Below are 17,502 nucleotides of genomic sequence, written 5' to 3' on the forward strand. Positions count from 1 at the left end.
CCTCCCCCTGTCGCATGCCCTCATCCTGAAGGCCGCGCTGCTGACGATCGGCTATATTGAGGAGAACGGCCCGATCGGCCTTACGTCCAACAAGGCGCTCAAGCGCTATTTTGTCGCGTGGGCCGCCGAGGCATTTGACTGGCCAGCCTATACGGTCGAAGACCTCTACGCCGTCAACAAAGTCCTGAATGAGTATGATTTCCCGCCGCTGGTGATCCTGCATGAGGTTCTGCTCAGCGCGAAGCTCGCACGGCATTTCAAGGGCACCCTGCGGCTGACCGACCTGGCGAGACAACTCAAATCAGAGCCTGCCCGGCTCTGGATGCTGTTGACGACCCACCTCCTGTTTGTCGTCGACCACAGTCCTTACACCCGAAGCGATGAGCCACTGTTCGGCAACTGGGATATCTTTCTCAACGTCATCAATATCGAGGCCCAGGTTGCCGTCACCGAAGAGCGGTTATGTTCGGTTCTCTACGGGGGCGAGGAAGAGGATATCCGTCGCCGGGATTTCAAGCTGACCGCCAGTCTTTACGTCCATGTCCTGCGTCCGCTGTGCTGGGCAGGACTGCTCAACGAGCGCCGAACAGGCACCGGCTTCAGTAGACGGGATTTCTATACCAAAACACCCTTATGGACAGCCGCCCTCAGGCTCGAAACGGATCGACACCTGCAGCCAGTGACCCGTCATTGACCACCGTCGACAGCCTTTCGGGCGCGATATCGTTCCCATATAAAAGGCGACTTCCGGAGACCGGAAGCCGCCAATACCATTCAATGGACAGATGTTACTCAGCCGCAACCGCGTCGGGGCTGTCGGACATGTCGGTCAGCCCTTCATCCCCCTCGCTCTGCCCCGACACATCCCTCGTGCGCAGTGCCTCGGGCAACCAGCCCGAACCGTCCAGAAGCCGCTCGGCAGCCTGTGCCATGTCGGCCTTCTTCAGATGTGCGATGCGGTCGGCGGCCTCGTCGCCCCGCGCCTCACGCACGGCTTCGAGGATACGCGCCTTGGTGACGCGACCGAGATAGTTCTCCACCGTCGGCTGCCAGCCCGCTTCGGCTAGATCGAGCCTCAGCGCGGTGGCAAGCCGGTCGGCGCGGGCCAGCCGCTCCCTGACGCTACGCGCCAGAGACGGACCATGGGACGACTCATATAGCGCGTTGACCCCGAAGGACAGGCAATGCGCCAGCAGGGCCAGGCGACTGGTATCATCTAACCCGTCGAGCCACTGCCAGAGTGCGTCCTCGTCTTCCGGCAGATCGTGCTTCCAGCCCTCGTTGCGCTGGCGCAGCGCGTGGGCGGGAAGGCTGCCGGGCATGTCGGGGGAATGGACCTGCAGCGGGATTTCCCGGACATAGGCTTCCAGGCAGTCCGCGCCCGAGACCTGCCAGTAAAGATCGCGCACCAGCGTGTGGAGCAGTTCGGTCAGGCCGACATGCGGATTGCCAGCAAACGCATCTCGCAAGGCCAGCGTGCGCCAGGCCGTCAGTTCCGTCAGCAGGCGTTCGGACAACGGCTTCAGCCCGTCTTCCTCCTCGGGCTCGGTGTCGGGTGCGCCTTCCCTCCTGTCCCCTTCGCCGTCGTCGCCCGCGCTGTGACAGACGACCGCGTCATCATCACCCTTGGGTGCATCGTGGCGGTTCTCGGACTCCGCCAGCACATCTTCCGGGCGGACGAAGCCCCGTTCGACCAGCAGCGTGCCGTCCGTATCCAGGCTCACGAAGACACCGGCCCGGACCACGTCCGCCGGATCGAAAGATACTGGGCGTTCTTCCAGCGCCTCAATGGCCTGCTCAATCTCGCCCAAACGGCTATCGATTTCCTCCGGGAACTCATCGGCCTGCGCGTATTCCGCCTCGATGGTTTCCTGCTCGCTGTGCAGAGCGGTCAGACGCACGACTTCTTCCTCCGAAAGCGCAACAGGCGTGCCCTCGATCTCCACGAAGTCCCGCGTGTGTCCCCACGGGAAAGACAGCGCCGTTTCGACCCATTTCCAGCCCTCGGCACGGATATCCTCTGCGGCTGACGACAGCTTTTCCATGACCAACCGGTCGAGCAGGGTCGGATCCTGCAGCCAGCCGCCATCGTCTGCTTCGAACAGGTCACGCATGACGGGACCGCCGGCAGCAAGATAGGCGTCCAGCCCGACGAAGCGCACGCGACGATCCGATGCGCGCACGGTTTTTTCCGTCAACATGCGGCGGATCAGATAGGGCTCGCGGTTATGGCTCTGGGCAATAATCTCCCAGACCTGTTCCTGACGGGCATGATCGTCGCTGATCGAAAAGGCCATGAGCTGTTCCAGCTTCATGCCATCCTGCTCGTAGATCTCAAGCAGCTTGTCGGAGACTGTCATCAGCCGCAGACGCTGCTTCACCACGGCCGGCACAACGAAAAACGCGGCGGCGATCTCTTCTTCGGACATGCCCTTCTCCAGCATGTCGCGAAAAGCACGAAACTGGTCCAGTGGATGCAGCGCTACGCGCTGGACGTTTTCGGCCAGGGAATCATCCTCGGCGAGAATGGCCGATCCGGCCTCGCGCACGACGCAGGGCACCGGGGCGGTCTTCGCCAGTTTCTTCTGCTTCACCAGCAGTTCAAGGGCGCGGAAGCGGCGGCCACCGGCCGGCACTTCATAAGCGCCGGTTTCTGCCCCCTCCCCGTTCAGGACAGGGCGCACGTTCAGGCTCTGGAGCAACCCGCGACGTTCGATGTCGCGGGCCAGTTCCTCGATCGACAGGCCGGCCTTCACACGCCGCACGTTGGACTGCGACAGCACCAGCCTGTTGAAAGGGATATCACGGGACGCATTGAGGACGATTTTCTGGATGGCGCTCGCCATGGCGGGACACTCCGTGACGGACGGGCGGAAGCCTCTCTCCCACCCCTGAATCCGTCACGAAAACCCCACGTCCCTCTTCCTCTCTTCCGGCCCCACCAGACACCGGATCGCATCCACGGAACCGCGTAGAGACGGCTTTAAGGAATGCAGGTCCGTGCCAGCCAACCCGCGAGTCGATGCACACCGCGACAAATTACGACTATTATAGTCGCGCGTTCACCATCTTGTGATAGTGCCGACAGCGATAGCCGCGCGTGTTCGCGACTATCCGAAAGCCCTCTCCGCACGGAACATCTCCTTGTTCCCATGTATTTTTCTGTTCACGCCCATCCCGTCCGACACCCAGAGTGCCGTCAGAACTCACCAAAGGTCCATGCAGAAAGGACGGGAAGATGGCACGCCAACGCGATACGATAGCGGACAGGGTGCGGCTCGTTCTCGACGCCCCGGACGCCAACGTGACACCCTTACGCAGTGGAGCCGATCCGCGGCTGGTCAGTCTGGTCCGGCTTCTGGCCCGTCAGGCCGCACGTGATTTCGTCAACGCTGAAGTGGAGGCCGCGAGGCGACGCGATCTCCAGGATTAGGGAGATGGGATTGTGAAGGTCGCGCTTTATGCCCGCTATTCGTCCGAAAACCAGCGTGATGCCTCGATCGAGGATCAGTTGCGCCTCTGCCGGCTTCACGCGGAAAAGCAGGGCTGGACGATCGTCGACAGTTACACGGACCGGGCGATCTCGGGTGCCTCCCTGCTCCGCCCCGGCATTCAGGAACTGATCCAGGACGCCACGCGCGGCCGCTTCACGATCGTGCTGGCCGAAGCCATGGACCGACTGTCACGCGACCAGGAGGATATCGCCGGTCTGTTCAAACGGATGACCTTCTCCGGCGTGCGGATCATCACCTTGTCCGAGGGCGACGTTACACACCTGCATATCGGCCTCAAGGGTACGATGAACGCCCTGTTCCTCAAGGATCTGGCCGAGAAGGTCCGGCGTGGCCTGCGCGGACGCGTCGAGGACGGCAAGTCCGGCGGTGGTAATTCCTATGGCTATGACGTGGTACGACAGTTTGACGCGAAGGGTGAGCGCATTCGCGGCGACCGGACCATCAACGAGGACGAGGCCCGCACAGTCAGGCGGATCTTCACCGATTACACGCGGGGCAAGTCGTCGCGCACGATCGCCATGGAACTGAACCGTGACGGCGTTCCGGGGCCACAGGGCCGTGAGTGGGGGCCGTCCACCATTCATGGCAATCGGGAACGCGGCACCGGTATCCTCAACAACGAAATGTATGTCGGGCGTCTGGTCTGGAACCGGCTGCGCTATCTGAAGGATCCCGATACCGGCAAGCGCGTCTCACGCCTGAATTCTGAATCCGAGTGGGTGATCCAGAAGGTGCCTGAGTTGCGGATTGTCGCGCAGGACCTGTGGGATGCCGTGAAGACGCGCCAAGCCGAAACAACCTTCAGCCAGCCGGAACGGGGCAACGAAGCGCTCAGTGAGCGGCGCCGTCCGCGCCATCTCTTTGCCGGGCTCATCCGCTGCGGCTGCTGTGGCGGTGGCTACAGCATGATCTCGAAAGACCTGCTCGGCTGCTCGACGGCGCGCAACAAGGGCACGTGTGACAACCGCCTGAACATCCGTCGCGACGCGCTGGAAGCATCGGTCCTAAGCGGACTGCGGACGCATCTGATGGAACCGGAGTTGTTCAAGGAGTTCTGCAACGAGTTCACCCGCGAGGTGAACCGACTGCGCATGGAGCACGGCGCCGATTTGGTGGCCATGAGAGCAGAATTACCTCGTATTGATCGGGAACTGGCAAAACTTCTAACGGCGCTCAAGGCTGGCGGACCAATCCAGGCAATCGTCGACGACATGAAGCGGTTGGAAGCACGCAAGGCCGAATTCACAGAGCGTCTGGCCAACAGGGAGGAGCCGCCTCCCCTTCTCCATCCGAACATGGCGGAGATCTACCAGCAGCGGATCGCGTCTCTCTATGAGAGCCTTCAGGCCGAAGACACGAAGACCGAGGCGGCCGAACGCCTGCGCACCTTGGTCTCGCAGATCACGCTCCAGCCGGCCGACGGCGAACTGGCGATCGTCCTGCGCGGTGACCTGGCGGCGATCCTGCAGTTTGCGGCACACAAGAAAAACGCCACGGTCCATCCGGACAGTGGCGTTCTCGATGCGTTCGTATCGCAAGTATCGTTGGTTGCGGGGAACCGCACACTACGATCCCGGCGAAATGTGGCGAATGGTCATTCGCAAGCGTCGTTGGTTGCGGGGGCAGGATTGCTTCTCAAGTTGCGACAATCGCAAGGTGAGAATAAAGCGGGATTAACTGTATGTCAGGCTGGACTTTTTTCTACCACCGCCTAATTGGACTTGGAGTGGTTGATTTCTGGAGCACGGGTTATCTGTTAAGCGGCGCTCACGATACCAGAGGATTTTTCCACTGGAATGCGGAATGAAACCTCTGATTTTAGAAGCGTTCGCGTTATCGTAGACGGGGCTGATCTCATTTTATAAGCCTGATCTTTCGATCTGGTAGCGCAACCACAGAACGCCGTTTTGACGTTTTTCGACATGTTCCAGACGCAACGCCTGCCCTTGGGCGGGCTCTTCATCTTTTGCGCCGACCCTGTCGAAGCTACCGGCGACACCGGACACCCCGTCGATGCCGGGATAGATCATCAGGCTGATTTCATCAATGATGCCCGCCTTCAGAGACGCGCCATTAATCCGACCACCGCCCACCAGAAGAACTTTGCGTCGACCGAAAGTGCTTCCCAGAATATCAAAGACTTTCAGGATATCATGTCCATCGGCACCAGCAACGCAGTAGGATACCCCTTGGCCCTGCAGCATCTGCAGATAATCATCGGAAACGCCTTCCCCCAGCACGGCAACAACAGCATCCCCCTCAATATCGGAGCGCTCGTATTGCAGCTTGCCATGCGGGTCCATGATGATGGCCAGCCGCCCAACCGGAGGGTGCGCCACGTAAGCCTCACGCGGGAACCGATTTATTGAGCCCTTGTGTGGCTCGGCTGCCTTAAGGAAATGCTCCGATGCCGTTGCGCGCCCAATAATTCAGCCATCGGCATCATAGTGTTTTTCGATATCGAAATACTGATTGACGAGCGCGTCCCGCTCCCGGCCATCAACAGGATTCGTTCAGCGGTCGGTCACAATACGACCGTCGATCGAACTGATTATGTGACAGATAATAACGGGACGCGTCATGATTAAAGTACCTGTGCTGTCGGACGGAACAGGATTTCGTTGATATCAACGTCTTCCGGCTGACTCATGGCGAAGACAACTGCCCGGGCAAAGGAATCTGCCGGGATGGCATATTGCTCGTAAAATTCCTTAATGGCTTTCGCCGTGTCGGTATCCTTCACACTCTCCGGAAGCTCCGTGGCGACAGCGCCGGGGGAGATAACCGTCGTGCGGATATTGTAGGGCTTGACTTCCTGACGCAGCCCTTCGGAAATTACGCGCACTGCTGTCTTCGTTGCGGAATAGACGGCGCTTCCCGGTCCCACCTTGTGCCCGGCCACAGAGGATACGTTAATAATCTGCCCACTCTTCTGCGCTTTCATATGCGGCAGTGCCGCGGCGATACCGTAGAGTGTACCCTTGAGATTAACGTCGATCATCCGGTTCCAGTCATCAACCCGGAGCTTCTCCAGCAGAGACTGAGGCATCAGGCCGGCATTGTTGATGATGACGTCAATGCGGCCATGCAACTTCACTGCCTGATCGACAAGTGCCTGTACCTGCTCCGGTTGCGTGACGTCCGTCCTGACAGCGGCACCATCGCCAAGCGAAAGCGCGCTGGCCAGAGCTTCCAGTTTCTCCAGACGACGTGCCCCAATAACGATTTTCGCACCGTCCGCTGCAAGACGGCGGACCGTAGCCTCACCAAGGCCACTGCTGGCACCCGTAACGACGACAACCTTGCCGGCGATATTCTGTGACATGGAACTCAGTCCTTCTTCTCGTCAAAAACATCCGCGCGCCGCGCTCACGGTGTTCGAGCTATGGGGCGTCCGCAGGAACATATCGAAATCAACATCGGCCAGCCCCATTCAGGCTCCCTTACCCGATCAACGCCCGACCATTGCCTGAAGCTGGGCTGGATACCGATCACCTTCGATGTGGATCGCCGCGGCTGTCGCCTCAATACTGGTAACGTCGCTTTCCGTGAGAACGACATCGGCAGCCCCGAGATTCTCCTTGAGGCGATCCAGCCTCGTCGTGCCTGGGATTGGTACGATCCATGGCTTCTTTGCCAACAACCAGGCCAACGCGATCTGGGCAGGTGTCGCGCCTTTCTCAATGCCGATCTGCTTCAGCAGATCGACCAGCGCCTGATTGTGCGCCATTGCCTCCGGCGTGAAGCGTGGCAGCATCGCTCGAAAATCGCCCTCGCCAAGCTTTGTATCCTTGCTCATCGCGCCAGTGAGAAAGCCCTTGCCGAGCGGGCTGTAGGGCACGAGACCGATGCCGAGTTCCTCGCACAGCGCAAGAATACCGTTCGTCTCGACACCGCGTGTCCACAGTGAATATTCGTTCTGAAGAGCCGCAATCGGCTGGATGGCATGCGCGCGCCGTGCCGTGGCGGCACTTGGCTCAGACATGCCGAAATGCCTGACCTTACCTGCGGCGATCAATTCCCTGACCGCACCCGCCACCTCTTCAATCGGCACATCAGGATCCACGCGATGCTGATAGAACAGATCGATCTGCTCGATACCCAGCCGTTTCAACGACGCGTCGGCGACCTGCTTGATATGCTCAGGGCGACTATTCAGACCGGCCATCTTGCCGTCAGCGATATTAAAGCCGAATTTGGTCGCAATCACGACATGCTCGCGGACCGGCCGCAAAGCTTCACCGACCATTTCCTCATTGGTGAAGGGGCCATAGACCTCGGCTGTGTCGAAGAAGGTAACGCCGAGATCCACTGCCTGTCGGATCAGCGTGATGCCGTCCGTCTTACTCAGTTTGTGGCCGTAGCTGAAATCCAGGCCCATGCAACCATAACCGAGGGCGGACACTTCAAGCCCGTTCTTTCCCAAAATGCGCGTTTTCATCTTAAAACTCCCTGCCATTAGCGCCGATAGCACCAAAGGGTTACGTGAAGTAGGTCGGCAGCCTCGGCATATAGGGCTCTTCCAGAGCAGCGGCCTCCCTATCGGTCAGCTTGAGATCAAGGGCAGCGACGGCATCGGCCAGATGCGTCTCCTTCGTGGCGCCGATAATTGGCGATGTAACGCGGGGATTACGCAGCACCCAGGCCATTGCAACCGTCGCCATCGAAACACCACGCTCCCCGGCGATCTTCTGGACCGCATCGACGATCGCCTTGTCGCTTTCAAGAAAAAGTGGCCGGCCGGAAAAATCCTTCTCCGGGTTATCCTTGGCCCTTGTCGTGCTCTTGTCGCCCCAGGGCCGGGTGACGAGACCGGCGGCGAGCGGACTCCACGGCATCGATCCCACACCCTGATCAGCGATCAGACCGAACATCTCGCGCTCTTCTTCGCGTTGAACCAGACTATACTGATGCTGCATCGAGGTGAAGCGCGTCCAGCCATTAAGACTGGCAGCATACTGCATCTTCGAGAATTGCCAGGCCCACATCGACGAAGCGCCAATATAGCGTACCTTACCAGCCTTCACGATATCATGCAGCGCCTCCATCGTCTCCTCAACCGGGGTATTCGGGTCGAAACGATGGATCTGATAGAGATCGATGTAGTCGGTACCAAGCCGCCTGAGGGAAGCGTCAATCTGTTCCATCACCGCCTTGCGTGACAGACCAGCGCCGCCAGGACCGTCACTCATCGGGCCGAAGAGTTTGGTCGCGAGAACGATATCATCGCGCCGGGCAAGCTTTGCAATCGCCCGCCCCGTGATCTCCTCGGATGTGCCTTTGCCATAGACGTTGGCTGTGTCCCAGAAATTGATGCCGAGCTCCAGAGCCTGCCGAAAGATCGGTTCCGCGTCTGCCTCACTGAGTGACCAGCCGCCAGAAAAGCCGCCAGTTCCGAAGCTCATGCAGCCAAGGGTGAGCCGACTGACTTTGAGACCGGAGTCACCGAGCCGTATGCTGTCCATCTTGCATCTCCCGTTTTTCAACGTTCAGGTGGCATGGGCATCACGTCTGACTTGTCCACGCTATCTGTCGTTACCTCTTCACCGCGCAATTTTCGGCGAAAAATCTATGTTACGTGATGTTGGCGTAGCTGATTATCAGCTTAATCCCGTATGACGTTATACTCTCCATTCATGAATTCATGTGACTGAACACAACCGTGGTCCGGATTGTAGGAGAGAATTTTGCGGGCTGGGGCAAACACCCGGATCCGACACGCCAATCAGGCGGCCACAACCATTGATGAATTTAAGATATAGCTACAATCTGATTACTTAGCATTGTGCGGATGCCGCCAGAAGATTAGCAACCGTTATGTCATGCCAGTGGCGCAGATATAGAAAACCGCTGCCTGATCACGCCATCCGTTGTTGTCACCGTCCGCACGTATCAGGAATAATCAGGTATCCCGAATTCGATGCAGAGTATTTCGATGACTAATTCCGTCATACCCTCAGTTCCAGTCCATCGTCCTGCAAACCTGCCGGACGGGTCTCCTGCGCTGTTTATAGCGGCGCTCTCTTCGCAAGCCACGATATCCTGGGTGGCTGCCAACAAACCTGGCCCCGTCTCACCTTGAACAAGACCGCTCCCACAAAGAATATTCCTGTTGCCATGCCGGAGAGCACAGGCGGCCGCTGGTGGACCTTAGGTGTTCTAAGCCTCCTGATGGGCTTCGCTTCCATCTCCACGGACATCTATCTTCCGGCCATGCCGGCAATGAGCAATGCACTGGCCGCAGATCCCGGAATGGTCGAGTGGACTGTATCTGGCTATCTGGTCGGATTCAGCCTTGGGCAACTTTTTTGGGGCCCTGTGAGTGACCGGCATGGACGACGCCTGCCAGTAGCGGCGGGGATGATGATTTTCATTGTCGGTTCTGTCTTATGCGCCTGTTCACAGACGATTGGCAGCCTGATTATCGGGCGGATTGTGCAGGCTCTTGGCGCTTCGGCTGGTGTCGTGCTGTCCCGCGCGATGGTGCGCGATCTTTACGAGGGCCATCACGCAGTCCGGATGCTCTCGACGCTGATCACCGTCATGGCAATTGCCCCCCTGCTGGGACCAATCGTGGGTGCTCAGATCCTGGTGGTAAGCGGATGGCGAGCCATTTTCGTTGTCCTGAGTATCGTCGGGATCGCCACACTGGCGGCGGTTATCTCCCTTCCCGAGACGCTACCTTCCGACAGACGCCATCGCGAACCGCTATCGCGCGCCTTCCTGCGTTACGGTGAGCTTTTCGCGACGCCGCGCCTCATGGCATATACGGGGGCTGGAGCATTCTTCTATGGCGGCATGTTTGCCTATGTCGCGGGAACGCCCTTCGCCTACATCTCATATTACCATGTGCCACCGCGCTATTACGGTCTGCTGTTCGGAGCGGGCATCATCGGCATCATGGCTACGAACATGCTGAATGCCCGTTTGGCGCATAGGATTGGTAGCACTCGTATGCTGCAGTTCGGCACGCTCCTGGCGGCCAGCGCTGGCACGCTGACCGCATTCGCTGCATGGACTGGCTATGGAGGTCTGTGGGGACTGGTTGTGCCGCTTTTTGTCTTCGCCTCGGCGACCGGCTTTATCGTCGCCAATTCAATCGTTGGCGCACTCAACACCTCTCCGGAACGGTCGGGCTCTGTGTCAGCGTTCGTAGGAGCCGCCCAGTATGGCAGCGGAATCGTCGGTTCAGGCCTCATAGGTATGTTTGCTGATGGTACGCCATGGCCCATGGGGTGGGTCGTCGCATTGTCGGGTATTGGCAGCTTAGTGTCCGCCTTGGTGCTATCGCTTCACCTTTTCGGAAGCCGGAACGTGGAAATATAAAACAAGGATTTCGTGTAAAGCAGGAAGAACTTACCTGAAATTCTTCCTGCTTTACCAAAACTCTTGAACAGATCCGGATTAGAGTGCAACGCCTTTTAGAATGACCGGTTCGATCGCGGTAAAATTCTTGACATCGTCCATTACTACAGGAGTGTCAGGAGAGTCTAATGCCGCCTTAAGCGCACTCTCTCCCGTGAAAACACATTCACAAATCGCAAGGTTCCCATTATCCGTCGGGCTGGGGAAAAACGCGGTTGCAGATATAAGCCCCAGCGGTCCCCAAATTCTGTTCACCAGTGGAATATGATGCGCCGTGTAATAATCACGATCGAATTTCGCATCAGAGCTTGCTGGATAGGTCACAAACATCTTTGTCATTTCCATTTTACCTTTCTGGAATCTAAGGAAAATCATTCTACGCGCAACAATGTCTTAATGGCCCGACGTTTGTCCATCGGAACAGCATGATCTTATATTCAGACATCAGACGGAATCGCCGGAAAAACTCAATTGATCATGACTGCGCTAAAGAATGTGTTCCGCCAGTGGTGAAGACCGTGTCGGTGGCTTCTCCCCCCATCCACCGCCCAGAGCCTTGTAAAGCGTGATACAGTTGGACATCGCCTGTAGCTGTGTCGTGATTGCCCCGAGTTGTGCAGAATAAAGAGTTCTCTGAGCCACCAATGTTTCCAGGTAAGGATCGTAGCCGCCCTGATATCGCGCCAGAGCCAGTTTGTACTGACGATCGCTGGCGGAGACGAGCGCGTTCTGCGCAGTCAGCTGGTTCAGATAGGTCTCTCGCCCAGCCAGAGCGTCTGCCACCTCCCGGAACGCCCGTTGCACGGTTTGCTCGTATCGGGCGACCTCTTCGCGCTTGCGCGCATGCGCCTGCTTCAGCTGTGCCGTCAGACGTCCGGCGTCGAACAAGGGCAATGTGATCTGTGGCGCGACGTTCCAGGCGCCCATACCGCTCTGGAACAAACGGGTAATATTGTTGCTGGCGGTACCGTTGGCGGCCGTGATCTGAATCTTGGGGAAAAATTCCGCCCGTGCCGCGCCAATATCGTCATTGGCTGCGCGCAACACATCTTCAGACGACAGAATATCCGGGCGGCGGGCGATCATGTCCGATGGCAACCCCTCAGGCACAGCCGGAAAGCCTGCAACATCGGCCAGGCTCGTCTTCCTCTCAAGCGCCTGCATCGTTGGCACAGCAATGGGCTCGCCGACCAGAAGCGTCAGCTCATCCAATGCCTGCGCGCGCTGCCGGGTGTAGATTTGCAGATTAGTCTCTGCGTCATGCAACGCTGCCTCGGCTTCGGCCACATCAAGCTGCGTGCCAGTGCCGACGTCTGCCGTCTGCTTGACGAGGGCATAGGCGCGATGACGGTTTTCCATCACATTCTGCGTAACGAGAACGGCCTGATTGTTCGCAACCCAGTTCAGCATCGCGGTCGCGACACTCGAGACGACACTCAGCCGCATGCTCTCCTGGCTGAGTGCACTGGCGAGATAGCGGTCGAATGATGCCCGGGACGCGCTGCGGATGCGTCCCCACAGATCGACTTCATACGCCGAAACCCCGAAGCCAACCGCATACTGGCGCGTATAGAAGGCGCCATCCCGCTGCGCCAGGCTGTAGACGCGCGAGTTCACCTTCTGCACGTTGGCCCCGGCGGTCCCGTCGAGCGTGGGGAACAACGCCGCATTCTCGATATCGAACTGCGCGCTGGCCGCCAGCATTTGCTGGCGGGCGATCCGCAGGTCGCGATTGTTCTCCAGAGCGCGTCCGATCAGATCCTGCATGAGGGGATCGCGATAGAAGGATTTCCAATCGGCCAGCATCGCCGCGGCGACCTCGCCCTGTCGTCCGGCGCCGGACGGCCACGCCGCGCTGACCGGCGGCGTGGGGCGATGGTATTCCGGGATCATGGTGCAGCCAGCGAGCAAGCCCAGCGCGGCGACAAGGGCGCTCCGTGCGAAGGGAATGGAACGCACCGTCACGCTCCCTTGCTCTCGACGTCGGAGACGGCGACGACGCGATCGCCGTTACGCAGGGCCGACAGGGGATGAACGATCAGGCGGCTACCGTCCGGCAGGCCCTCCAGGATCTCGACGACGTCCCCATCATCGCGACCGACCTTGACCTTGTGGATCGTCACCGTGCTGTCGGTGCCAACGGTCTCGACGGATAACCCGTCGGCTTCGTAGCAAAGAGCTTCCGCAGGGATGATCACGGTCGACGAAGCCGGCCGGGGAAGTGAGAAATGCACGGTTGCATAGAGACCCGACGCGAGTTCGCCCTTCTGGTTGTCCAGTTCGATCTCCACCGGCAGCATGCGGCTGGTCTGCTCCAAGGCGTCGCCTGTACGCGTGACAGTGCCGGCAAAACGCTGTGCCGGCCGCTCCGGAACGGAGACCGTGGCCGGGTCGCCGACGCGGACCGACATCGCCTCGTCCTGCGGGACATGGACCCTGACCCGCAGGCGGTCGCTGCGTGTCACGACGAACAGGGGCAAGCCCTGTGCGCTATCAGCGCTGACCAGATCCCCGACCTCGACATTACGTGCGGTCACGACGCCGTCGAACGGGGCGGTGATCGTCGTATAGGCCTGGCGCTGCGTCGTTTCGGCCAGAACGGCATCCGCCGCCTTCTGCTCGGCCTGACGCGCCTGCTGCGTCAGGCGGTCGACGTCATAGTTCTGCTTACTGACCGCGCCGCCGCCGACCAAGCCGCCGGTCCGACGGGCTGTGATGCCGGCAAGATCCATATTGGCGCGCGCCTGAACCAGAGCGGCCTGAGCTTGAGCAACCCGATGATCCAGCTCCGGCGCACGGATCACGGCCAGAACCTGACCCGCCTTGACCGGCGTGCCGATATCGACCAGCCGTTTCTCGATGTAGCCGGATGCGCGCGCGCCGATGGCCGATGTCTCGAGCCCGACTGTCTCGCCCGGCAGGTCCAGCGCCACCGGACTCGTGGCGTCATGCACCGTGATAGTGCGGACATCCGGCACCTGAGCCTCGCGCTCTGCCGCCAGTGCCCGAATGCCGGCGCCGCGCTCGATATGCGCGTAAATTCCATAGCCAAGGACGACGACCACACCCAGACCGACCGTCAGTCCAAGGCGCCCCTTGCTGCCTTCCGTGTGGGGCATTGCAGGTTCAGACATTCTCATATTCCTCAAGCATGCGGCTTTCGTGGCGGCGCAGGCGGCTGTACAGCCAAGGCACCACGAACAGCGTGGCGCAAGTTCCGATCATCAATCCGCCAATCACGGCGCGGCCCAGCGGGGCGTTCTGTTCCCCGCCGTCGCCCAGGCCGAGCGACATCGGCAGCATGCCGATCACCATAGCCAGCGACGTCATCAGGATCGGCCGCAGCCGCGCCCGCCCGGCGGCCATCGCCGCCTCGACCGCATTCAGCCCGTCCGCGCGGCTTTCCTTGGCGAAAGTCACCAGCAAGATGGAGTTCGCGCTGGCGACGCCGACGCTCATGATCGCCCCCATCAGCGATGGCACGGAGAAAGTGGTGCCGGTCACGAACAGCATGAAGACGATGCCGCACATCGCCCCCGGCAGCCCCATCACCACCACGAACGGGTCCATCCAGGACTGGAAGTTGACCACCATCAGCAGATAGACGGCGATGGCGGCCACCAGCAGGCCGATTTCCAGCCGCGAGAACGCCGCGTTCATACTGTCGATCTGGCCGAGGATCTCGATCGTATTGCCCGCCGTCAGTTCGCCACGATGCCTGTCGATGACCCGATTGACCGCGCGGGCAATGGTTCCCAGATCCTGGCCCTCCACGCTGGCATCGATGTCCAGGGTTGGTGCGATATTGCTGTGTGAGATCACGTTCTGACGCACACCACGGGTAATGGTGGCCACATTGTCGAGCAGCGTGGGCGCACCATTCGTCAGCGCCGAGCGCGACGAGACGACCGTATTCCGGAGATCGTTCAGGTTACCGATGTCATATTGCGGCGTCTGCACTGCCACCGGATATTGCACTCCATTAGGGCCGACCCAGAAATTAGGGGTGACCGTGTTTGATGAGGCGAGCGAAATCATCACGTTACGCGCCACGTCATTCAGCGTCAGGCCGAGATCCTGCGCCCGCGTCCGATCGATCGTCAGCGCCAGTTCCGGCGCCATGATCTGCTGGTGCAGATGCACGTCCACCAGGCCGGGGATGTGACGCACTTCATCACGGATTTCCTGCATTACCTTGCGGTTGGTGGCCTGGTCGAACCCGGTGATGCGGATATCGACCTGCGCCGGGATGCCGAAATTGAGGATCTGCGTCACGATGTCGGCCGGCTGGAAATAGAACACGCATTCAGGGAACTTCTTCGCCAGGATCGTACGCAGCTTGCTGACGTAAGCTGGCGTCGGATGATGGTGCTCCTTGAGCGCGACCATGATCTGGCCGTCGTTCGGCGCGACGGTCGTGCCGTCGTCGAAGGGCATCGAATAGCGGAATGGCAGACCGATATTGTCCAGGACCAGTTCGCGTTCGCTGGCCGGCACAACCTGACGGATCGTGTCCTCGACGGCGTCGAACAGTTTTTCCGTGGTCTCGATGCGCGTCCCCTCTGGCGCGCGGACATGCAGCTTGAACTCGCCGGCGTCGATGCTCGGGAAGAAATCCTGCCCGACCTGCGTCGCCAGGATGACGGCGGCCAGCAGCGCGACGCCGCCCATCGCCGGGACCTTCCAGGAACTGGCAAGAAGGCTGCCCAGGATGGTCGAATACCGATCGCGGAACCGCTCGAAATGTCCGTCGAACCAGCGGCCGAAGCGTTCCAGCGGCGTCGGCGGAAGATTGGCCGAACGACGCTTCCCGATCGCACGCTCCTCTGCCCGGAGGAGGAGTGCCGCGAAGATCGGCACCAATGTCCGGCTGATCGCGTACGAAGCGAGCATGGCGTAGACGACCGCCAGCGCCATCGGGGTGAAGAGGTAACGCGACGGACCGGTCAGGAACTCGACAGAGACGAACACACAGGAGATGGCCAGCGTCGAGACCAGGGTCGGCAGCGCAATGCCGGCGGCACCGTCAAGGACCGCGACACGCAACTCCGCTCCGTCATGCCGGATGCGATGGATGTTCTCGATGGTCACCGTCGCGTCATCGACCAGAATACCGACGGCCAGCGCAAGGCCGCCCAGGGTCATCAGGTTGAGCGTCTGGCCTGTCGCCGACAAGATGGCGATGGAAGAAAGGATGGCGAGCGGGATGGATACCGCGACGATCAATGTCGAGCGCCAGCTTGCGAGGAAGGCGAGGATCATCGCCGCGGTCAGCAGGCCGGCAATCACCGCCTCCGACGCCACCCCGTTGATCGCCCCCTTCACGAAAAGCGACTGGTCGAACAGTTCGTCGATCTTCATGCCCGGCGGCGCTGCCGCGCGCGTCAGCGGCAGCACACGATTGCGGATGGTATTCACCACATCGAGCGTCGAAGCGTTTCCGGCCTTCATAATCGACAGAAGCACCGAGCGCCGCCCCTCACGGCGCACCACGTTGTGTTGCACTTCCGTACCCATACGGACCTGAGCCACATCGCGGATACGGGTGATGGCGCCCGTCAGGTTGTCCTTGCGCAGCGGGATATTATTCAGCTCGGCAGCAAGGTCCGGAATCCCGTTCATCCGGACATCATACTGGGTCGGCCCGAATTTCACGGTACCACCTGGGAGGGTCAGATTCTGCACATTGATCGCGTTCGAGATATCAAGCGGCGTCAGGCCCAGACCGTTCAGTTTGGTCGTGTTGATATCGATCATGACCTGGCGGGTCGCGCCACCATAGGGCGGCGGCAACAACGTGCCCGGAATCGGCGCAAGCTGCTGGCGGACCCGGTAGAGCCCATAATCGTACAGATCGCTTTCCGTGAGCTTGTCCGACGACAACGAAAGCTGAAGAACAGGAACCGAAGACGCGCTGTACTGCATGATGATCGGCGGCTGCATGCCCGGCGGCAGGAAGGCGCGCACGGAATTCGTCGCCGAAACGGTCTGCGCCACGGCAAGGTCCACATTCACGCCCGGCTGGAAATACAGCTTCTGCAAAACAAGACCTGGCGTCGTCTGGCTTTCGATCGTCCGAAGATTGTTGATGAAAAAGCTTTCGGAAAACTCTGTATACGTACTGATGCGCTTCTCCGCTTCTGCCGCATCAAGCCCTTCATAATACCAGACGACCGTGACTACCGGGATGTCGATCTCGGGGAAGACGTCTGTTGGTGTACGAAAGATCGCCGCAATGCCGAGAAGGAGAATGAGTACACCGCCGACTAGAAACGTATACGGACGCCGAAGCGCAAATCCAACTATACCCATCAAACCGCCACTTCTGATACCTGACACCAAAGATTGGTCAGGAGCGGAGCGAGCTCACGCTTCCCTCATCCGATGACGAGGAAGCGTGAGCGCGTCTGCGAATATTGAAAAACACCTCATCGGGAAAAAGGGACCGATGAGGCGTCCTTTATTCTCATAGAACCAGCTAGCGGATGACTAGATATTCATTTCGGAATAAGGTTATATCTCTGGTTCATAAATCGATGGCCGTTTTATATTGACTTCCCATCGGCCGACCAAGATCGATGCTCATAAATATGGCCACACCTGATGTGCGTGCTTATATTCT

The 17,502-nt window shown here is 59.6% G+C and carries 13 protein-coding genes; 4 read left to right on the forward strand and 9 right to left on the reverse strand.

The genetic code is table 11. The features are described 5' to 3' along the window. The coding region (locus HNO79_RS13475) for a hypothetical protein (protein WP_214165559.1) at positions 1-694 on the forward strand (694 nt) is incomplete at its 5' end. Between the two features lie 94 nt (positions 695-788). Here the strand turns inward: HNO79_RS13475 and HNO79_RS13480 are convergent. Continuing rightward, entirely contained in the window at positions 789-2,846 is a 2,058-nt protein-coding gene (locus HNO79_RS13480) for a ParB/RepB/Spo0J family partition protein (protein ID WP_214165560.1), read from the reverse strand. 458 nt (positions 2,847-3,304) lie between these two features. Here HNO79_RS13480 and HNO79_RS17420 point away from each other — a divergent pair, with 458 nt between their 5' ends. Next, a complete protein-coding gene (locus HNO79_RS17420; protein WP_255673794.1) occupies positions 3,305-3,433 on the forward strand; it encodes a hypothetical protein in 129 nt (42 codons plus the stop codon). A gap of 12 nt (positions 3,434-3,445) precedes the next feature. Further along, positions 3,446-5,230: a recombinase family protein gene (locus HNO79_RS13490; protein WP_214165561.1), complete on the forward strand. Its 1,785-nt coding sequence runs from the start codon at positions 3,446-3,448 to the stop codon at positions 5,228-5,230. Between the two features lie 144 nt (positions 5,231-5,374). Here HNO79_RS13490 and HNO79_RS13495 read toward each other — a convergent pair whose 3' ends face one another. The 4 genes from HNO79_RS13495 to HNO79_RS13510 all read right to left on the reverse strand — a co-directional run bounded on the left by HNO79_RS13495 (position 5,375) and on the right by HNO79_RS13510 (position 8,980). Then, positions 5,375-5,854 carry a dihydrofolate reductase family protein gene (locus tag HNO79_RS13495; protein ID WP_214165562.1) on the reverse strand — a complete coding sequence of 160 codons (480 nt, stop codon included), beginning with the start codon at positions 5,852-5,854 and terminating at the stop codon, positions 5,375-5,377. A gap of 245 nt (positions 5,855-6,099) precedes the next feature. Then, positions 6,100-6,840, reverse strand: a complete 741-nt coding sequence (locus HNO79_RS13500; RefSeq protein ID WP_214165563.1) for an SDR family oxidoreductase — start codon at positions 6,838-6,840, stop codon at positions 6,100-6,102. 126 nt (positions 6,841-6,966) lie between these two features. Then, positions 6,967-7,956: an aldo/keto reductase gene (locus HNO79_RS13505; protein WP_214165564.1), complete on the reverse strand. Its 990-nt coding sequence runs from the start codon at positions 7,954-7,956 to the stop codon at positions 6,967-6,969. Between the two features lie 40 nt (positions 7,957-7,996). Further along, entirely contained in the window at positions 7,997-8,980 is a 984-nt protein-coding gene (locus HNO79_RS13510; RefSeq protein ID WP_214165565.1) for an aldo/keto reductase, read from the reverse strand. Positions 8,981-9,593: 613 nt separating this feature from the next. Here HNO79_RS13510 and HNO79_RS13515 point away from each other — a divergent pair. Beyond that, entirely contained in the window at positions 9,594-10,841 is a 1,248-nt protein-coding gene (locus tag HNO79_RS13515) for a multidrug effflux MFS transporter (RefSeq protein WP_244987548.1), read from the forward strand. Between the two features lie 78 nt (positions 10,842-10,919). Here HNO79_RS13515 and HNO79_RS13520 read toward each other — a convergent pair whose 3' ends face one another. The 4 genes from HNO79_RS13520 to HNO79_RS13535 all read right to left on the reverse strand — a co-directional run bounded on the left by HNO79_RS13520 (position 10,920) and on the right by HNO79_RS13535 (position 17,192). Continuing rightward, positions 10,920-11,219, reverse strand: coding sequence for an EthD family reductase (locus HNO79_RS13520; RefSeq protein ID WP_244987549.1), 300 nt, complete (start codon positions 11,217-11,219; stop codon positions 10,920-10,922). A gap of 147 nt (positions 11,220-11,366) precedes the next feature. Beyond that, positions 11,367-12,845, reverse strand: a complete 1,479-nt coding sequence (locus HNO79_RS13525; protein ID WP_244987550.1) for an efflux transporter outer membrane subunit — start codon at positions 12,843-12,845, stop codon at positions 11,367-11,369. Then, a complete protein-coding gene (locus HNO79_RS13530; RefSeq protein ID WP_214165566.1) occupies positions 12,842-14,014 on the reverse strand; it encodes an efflux RND transporter periplasmic adaptor subunit in 1,173 nt (390 codons plus the stop codon). The genes HNO79_RS13525 and HNO79_RS13530 overlap by 4 nt, the downstream gene beginning before the upstream one ends. Beyond that, the gene (locus HNO79_RS13535) at positions 14,007-17,192 is read right to left on the reverse strand and encodes an efflux RND transporter permease subunit (protein WP_214165567.1); all 3,186 of its coding nucleotides are present in this window, start codon (positions 17,190-17,192) and stop codon (positions 14,007-14,009) included. Before HNO79_RS13535 ends, HNO79_RS13530 begins: the two co-directional genes overlap by 8 nt. Positions 17,193-17,502: the final 310 nt, after the last annotated feature.

Origin of the sequence: Komagataeibacter oboediens (assembly GCF_018491655.1) — a bacterium.
GTDB classification, from domain to species: domain Bacteria; phylum Pseudomonadota; class Alphaproteobacteria; order Acetobacterales; family Acetobacteraceae; genus Komagataeibacter; species Komagataeibacter oboediens.

Coding starts and splice junctions, on each gene's coding strand:
- HNO79_RS13480 (WP_214165560.1), bottom strand. CDS start 2,846: ATGGCGAGCGCCATCCAGAAAATCGTCCTCAATGCGTCCCGTGATATC.
- HNO79_RS13500 (WP_214165563.1), bottom strand. CDS start 6,840: ATGTCACAGAATATCGCCGGCAAGGTTGTCGTCGTTACGGGTGCCAGC.
- HNO79_RS13505 (WP_214165564.1), bottom strand. CDS start 7,956: ATGAAAACGCGCATTTTGGGAAAGAACGGGCTTGAAGTGTCCGCCCTC.
- HNO79_RS13510 (WP_214165565.1), bottom strand. CDS start 8,980: ATGGACAGCATACGGCTCGGTGACTCCGGTCTCAAAGTCAGTCGGCTC.
- HNO79_RS13520 (WP_244987549.1), bottom strand. CDS start 11,219: ATGACAAAGATGTTTGTGACCTATCCAGCAAGCTCTGATGCGAAATTC.
- HNO79_RS13530 (WP_214165566.1), bottom strand. CDS start 14,014: ATGTCTGAACCTGCAATGCCCCACACGGAAGGCAGCAAGGGGCGCCTT.
- HNO79_RS13535 (WP_214165567.1), bottom strand. CDS start 17,192: ATGGGTATAGTTGGATTTGCGCTTCGGCGTCCGTATACGTTTCTAGTC.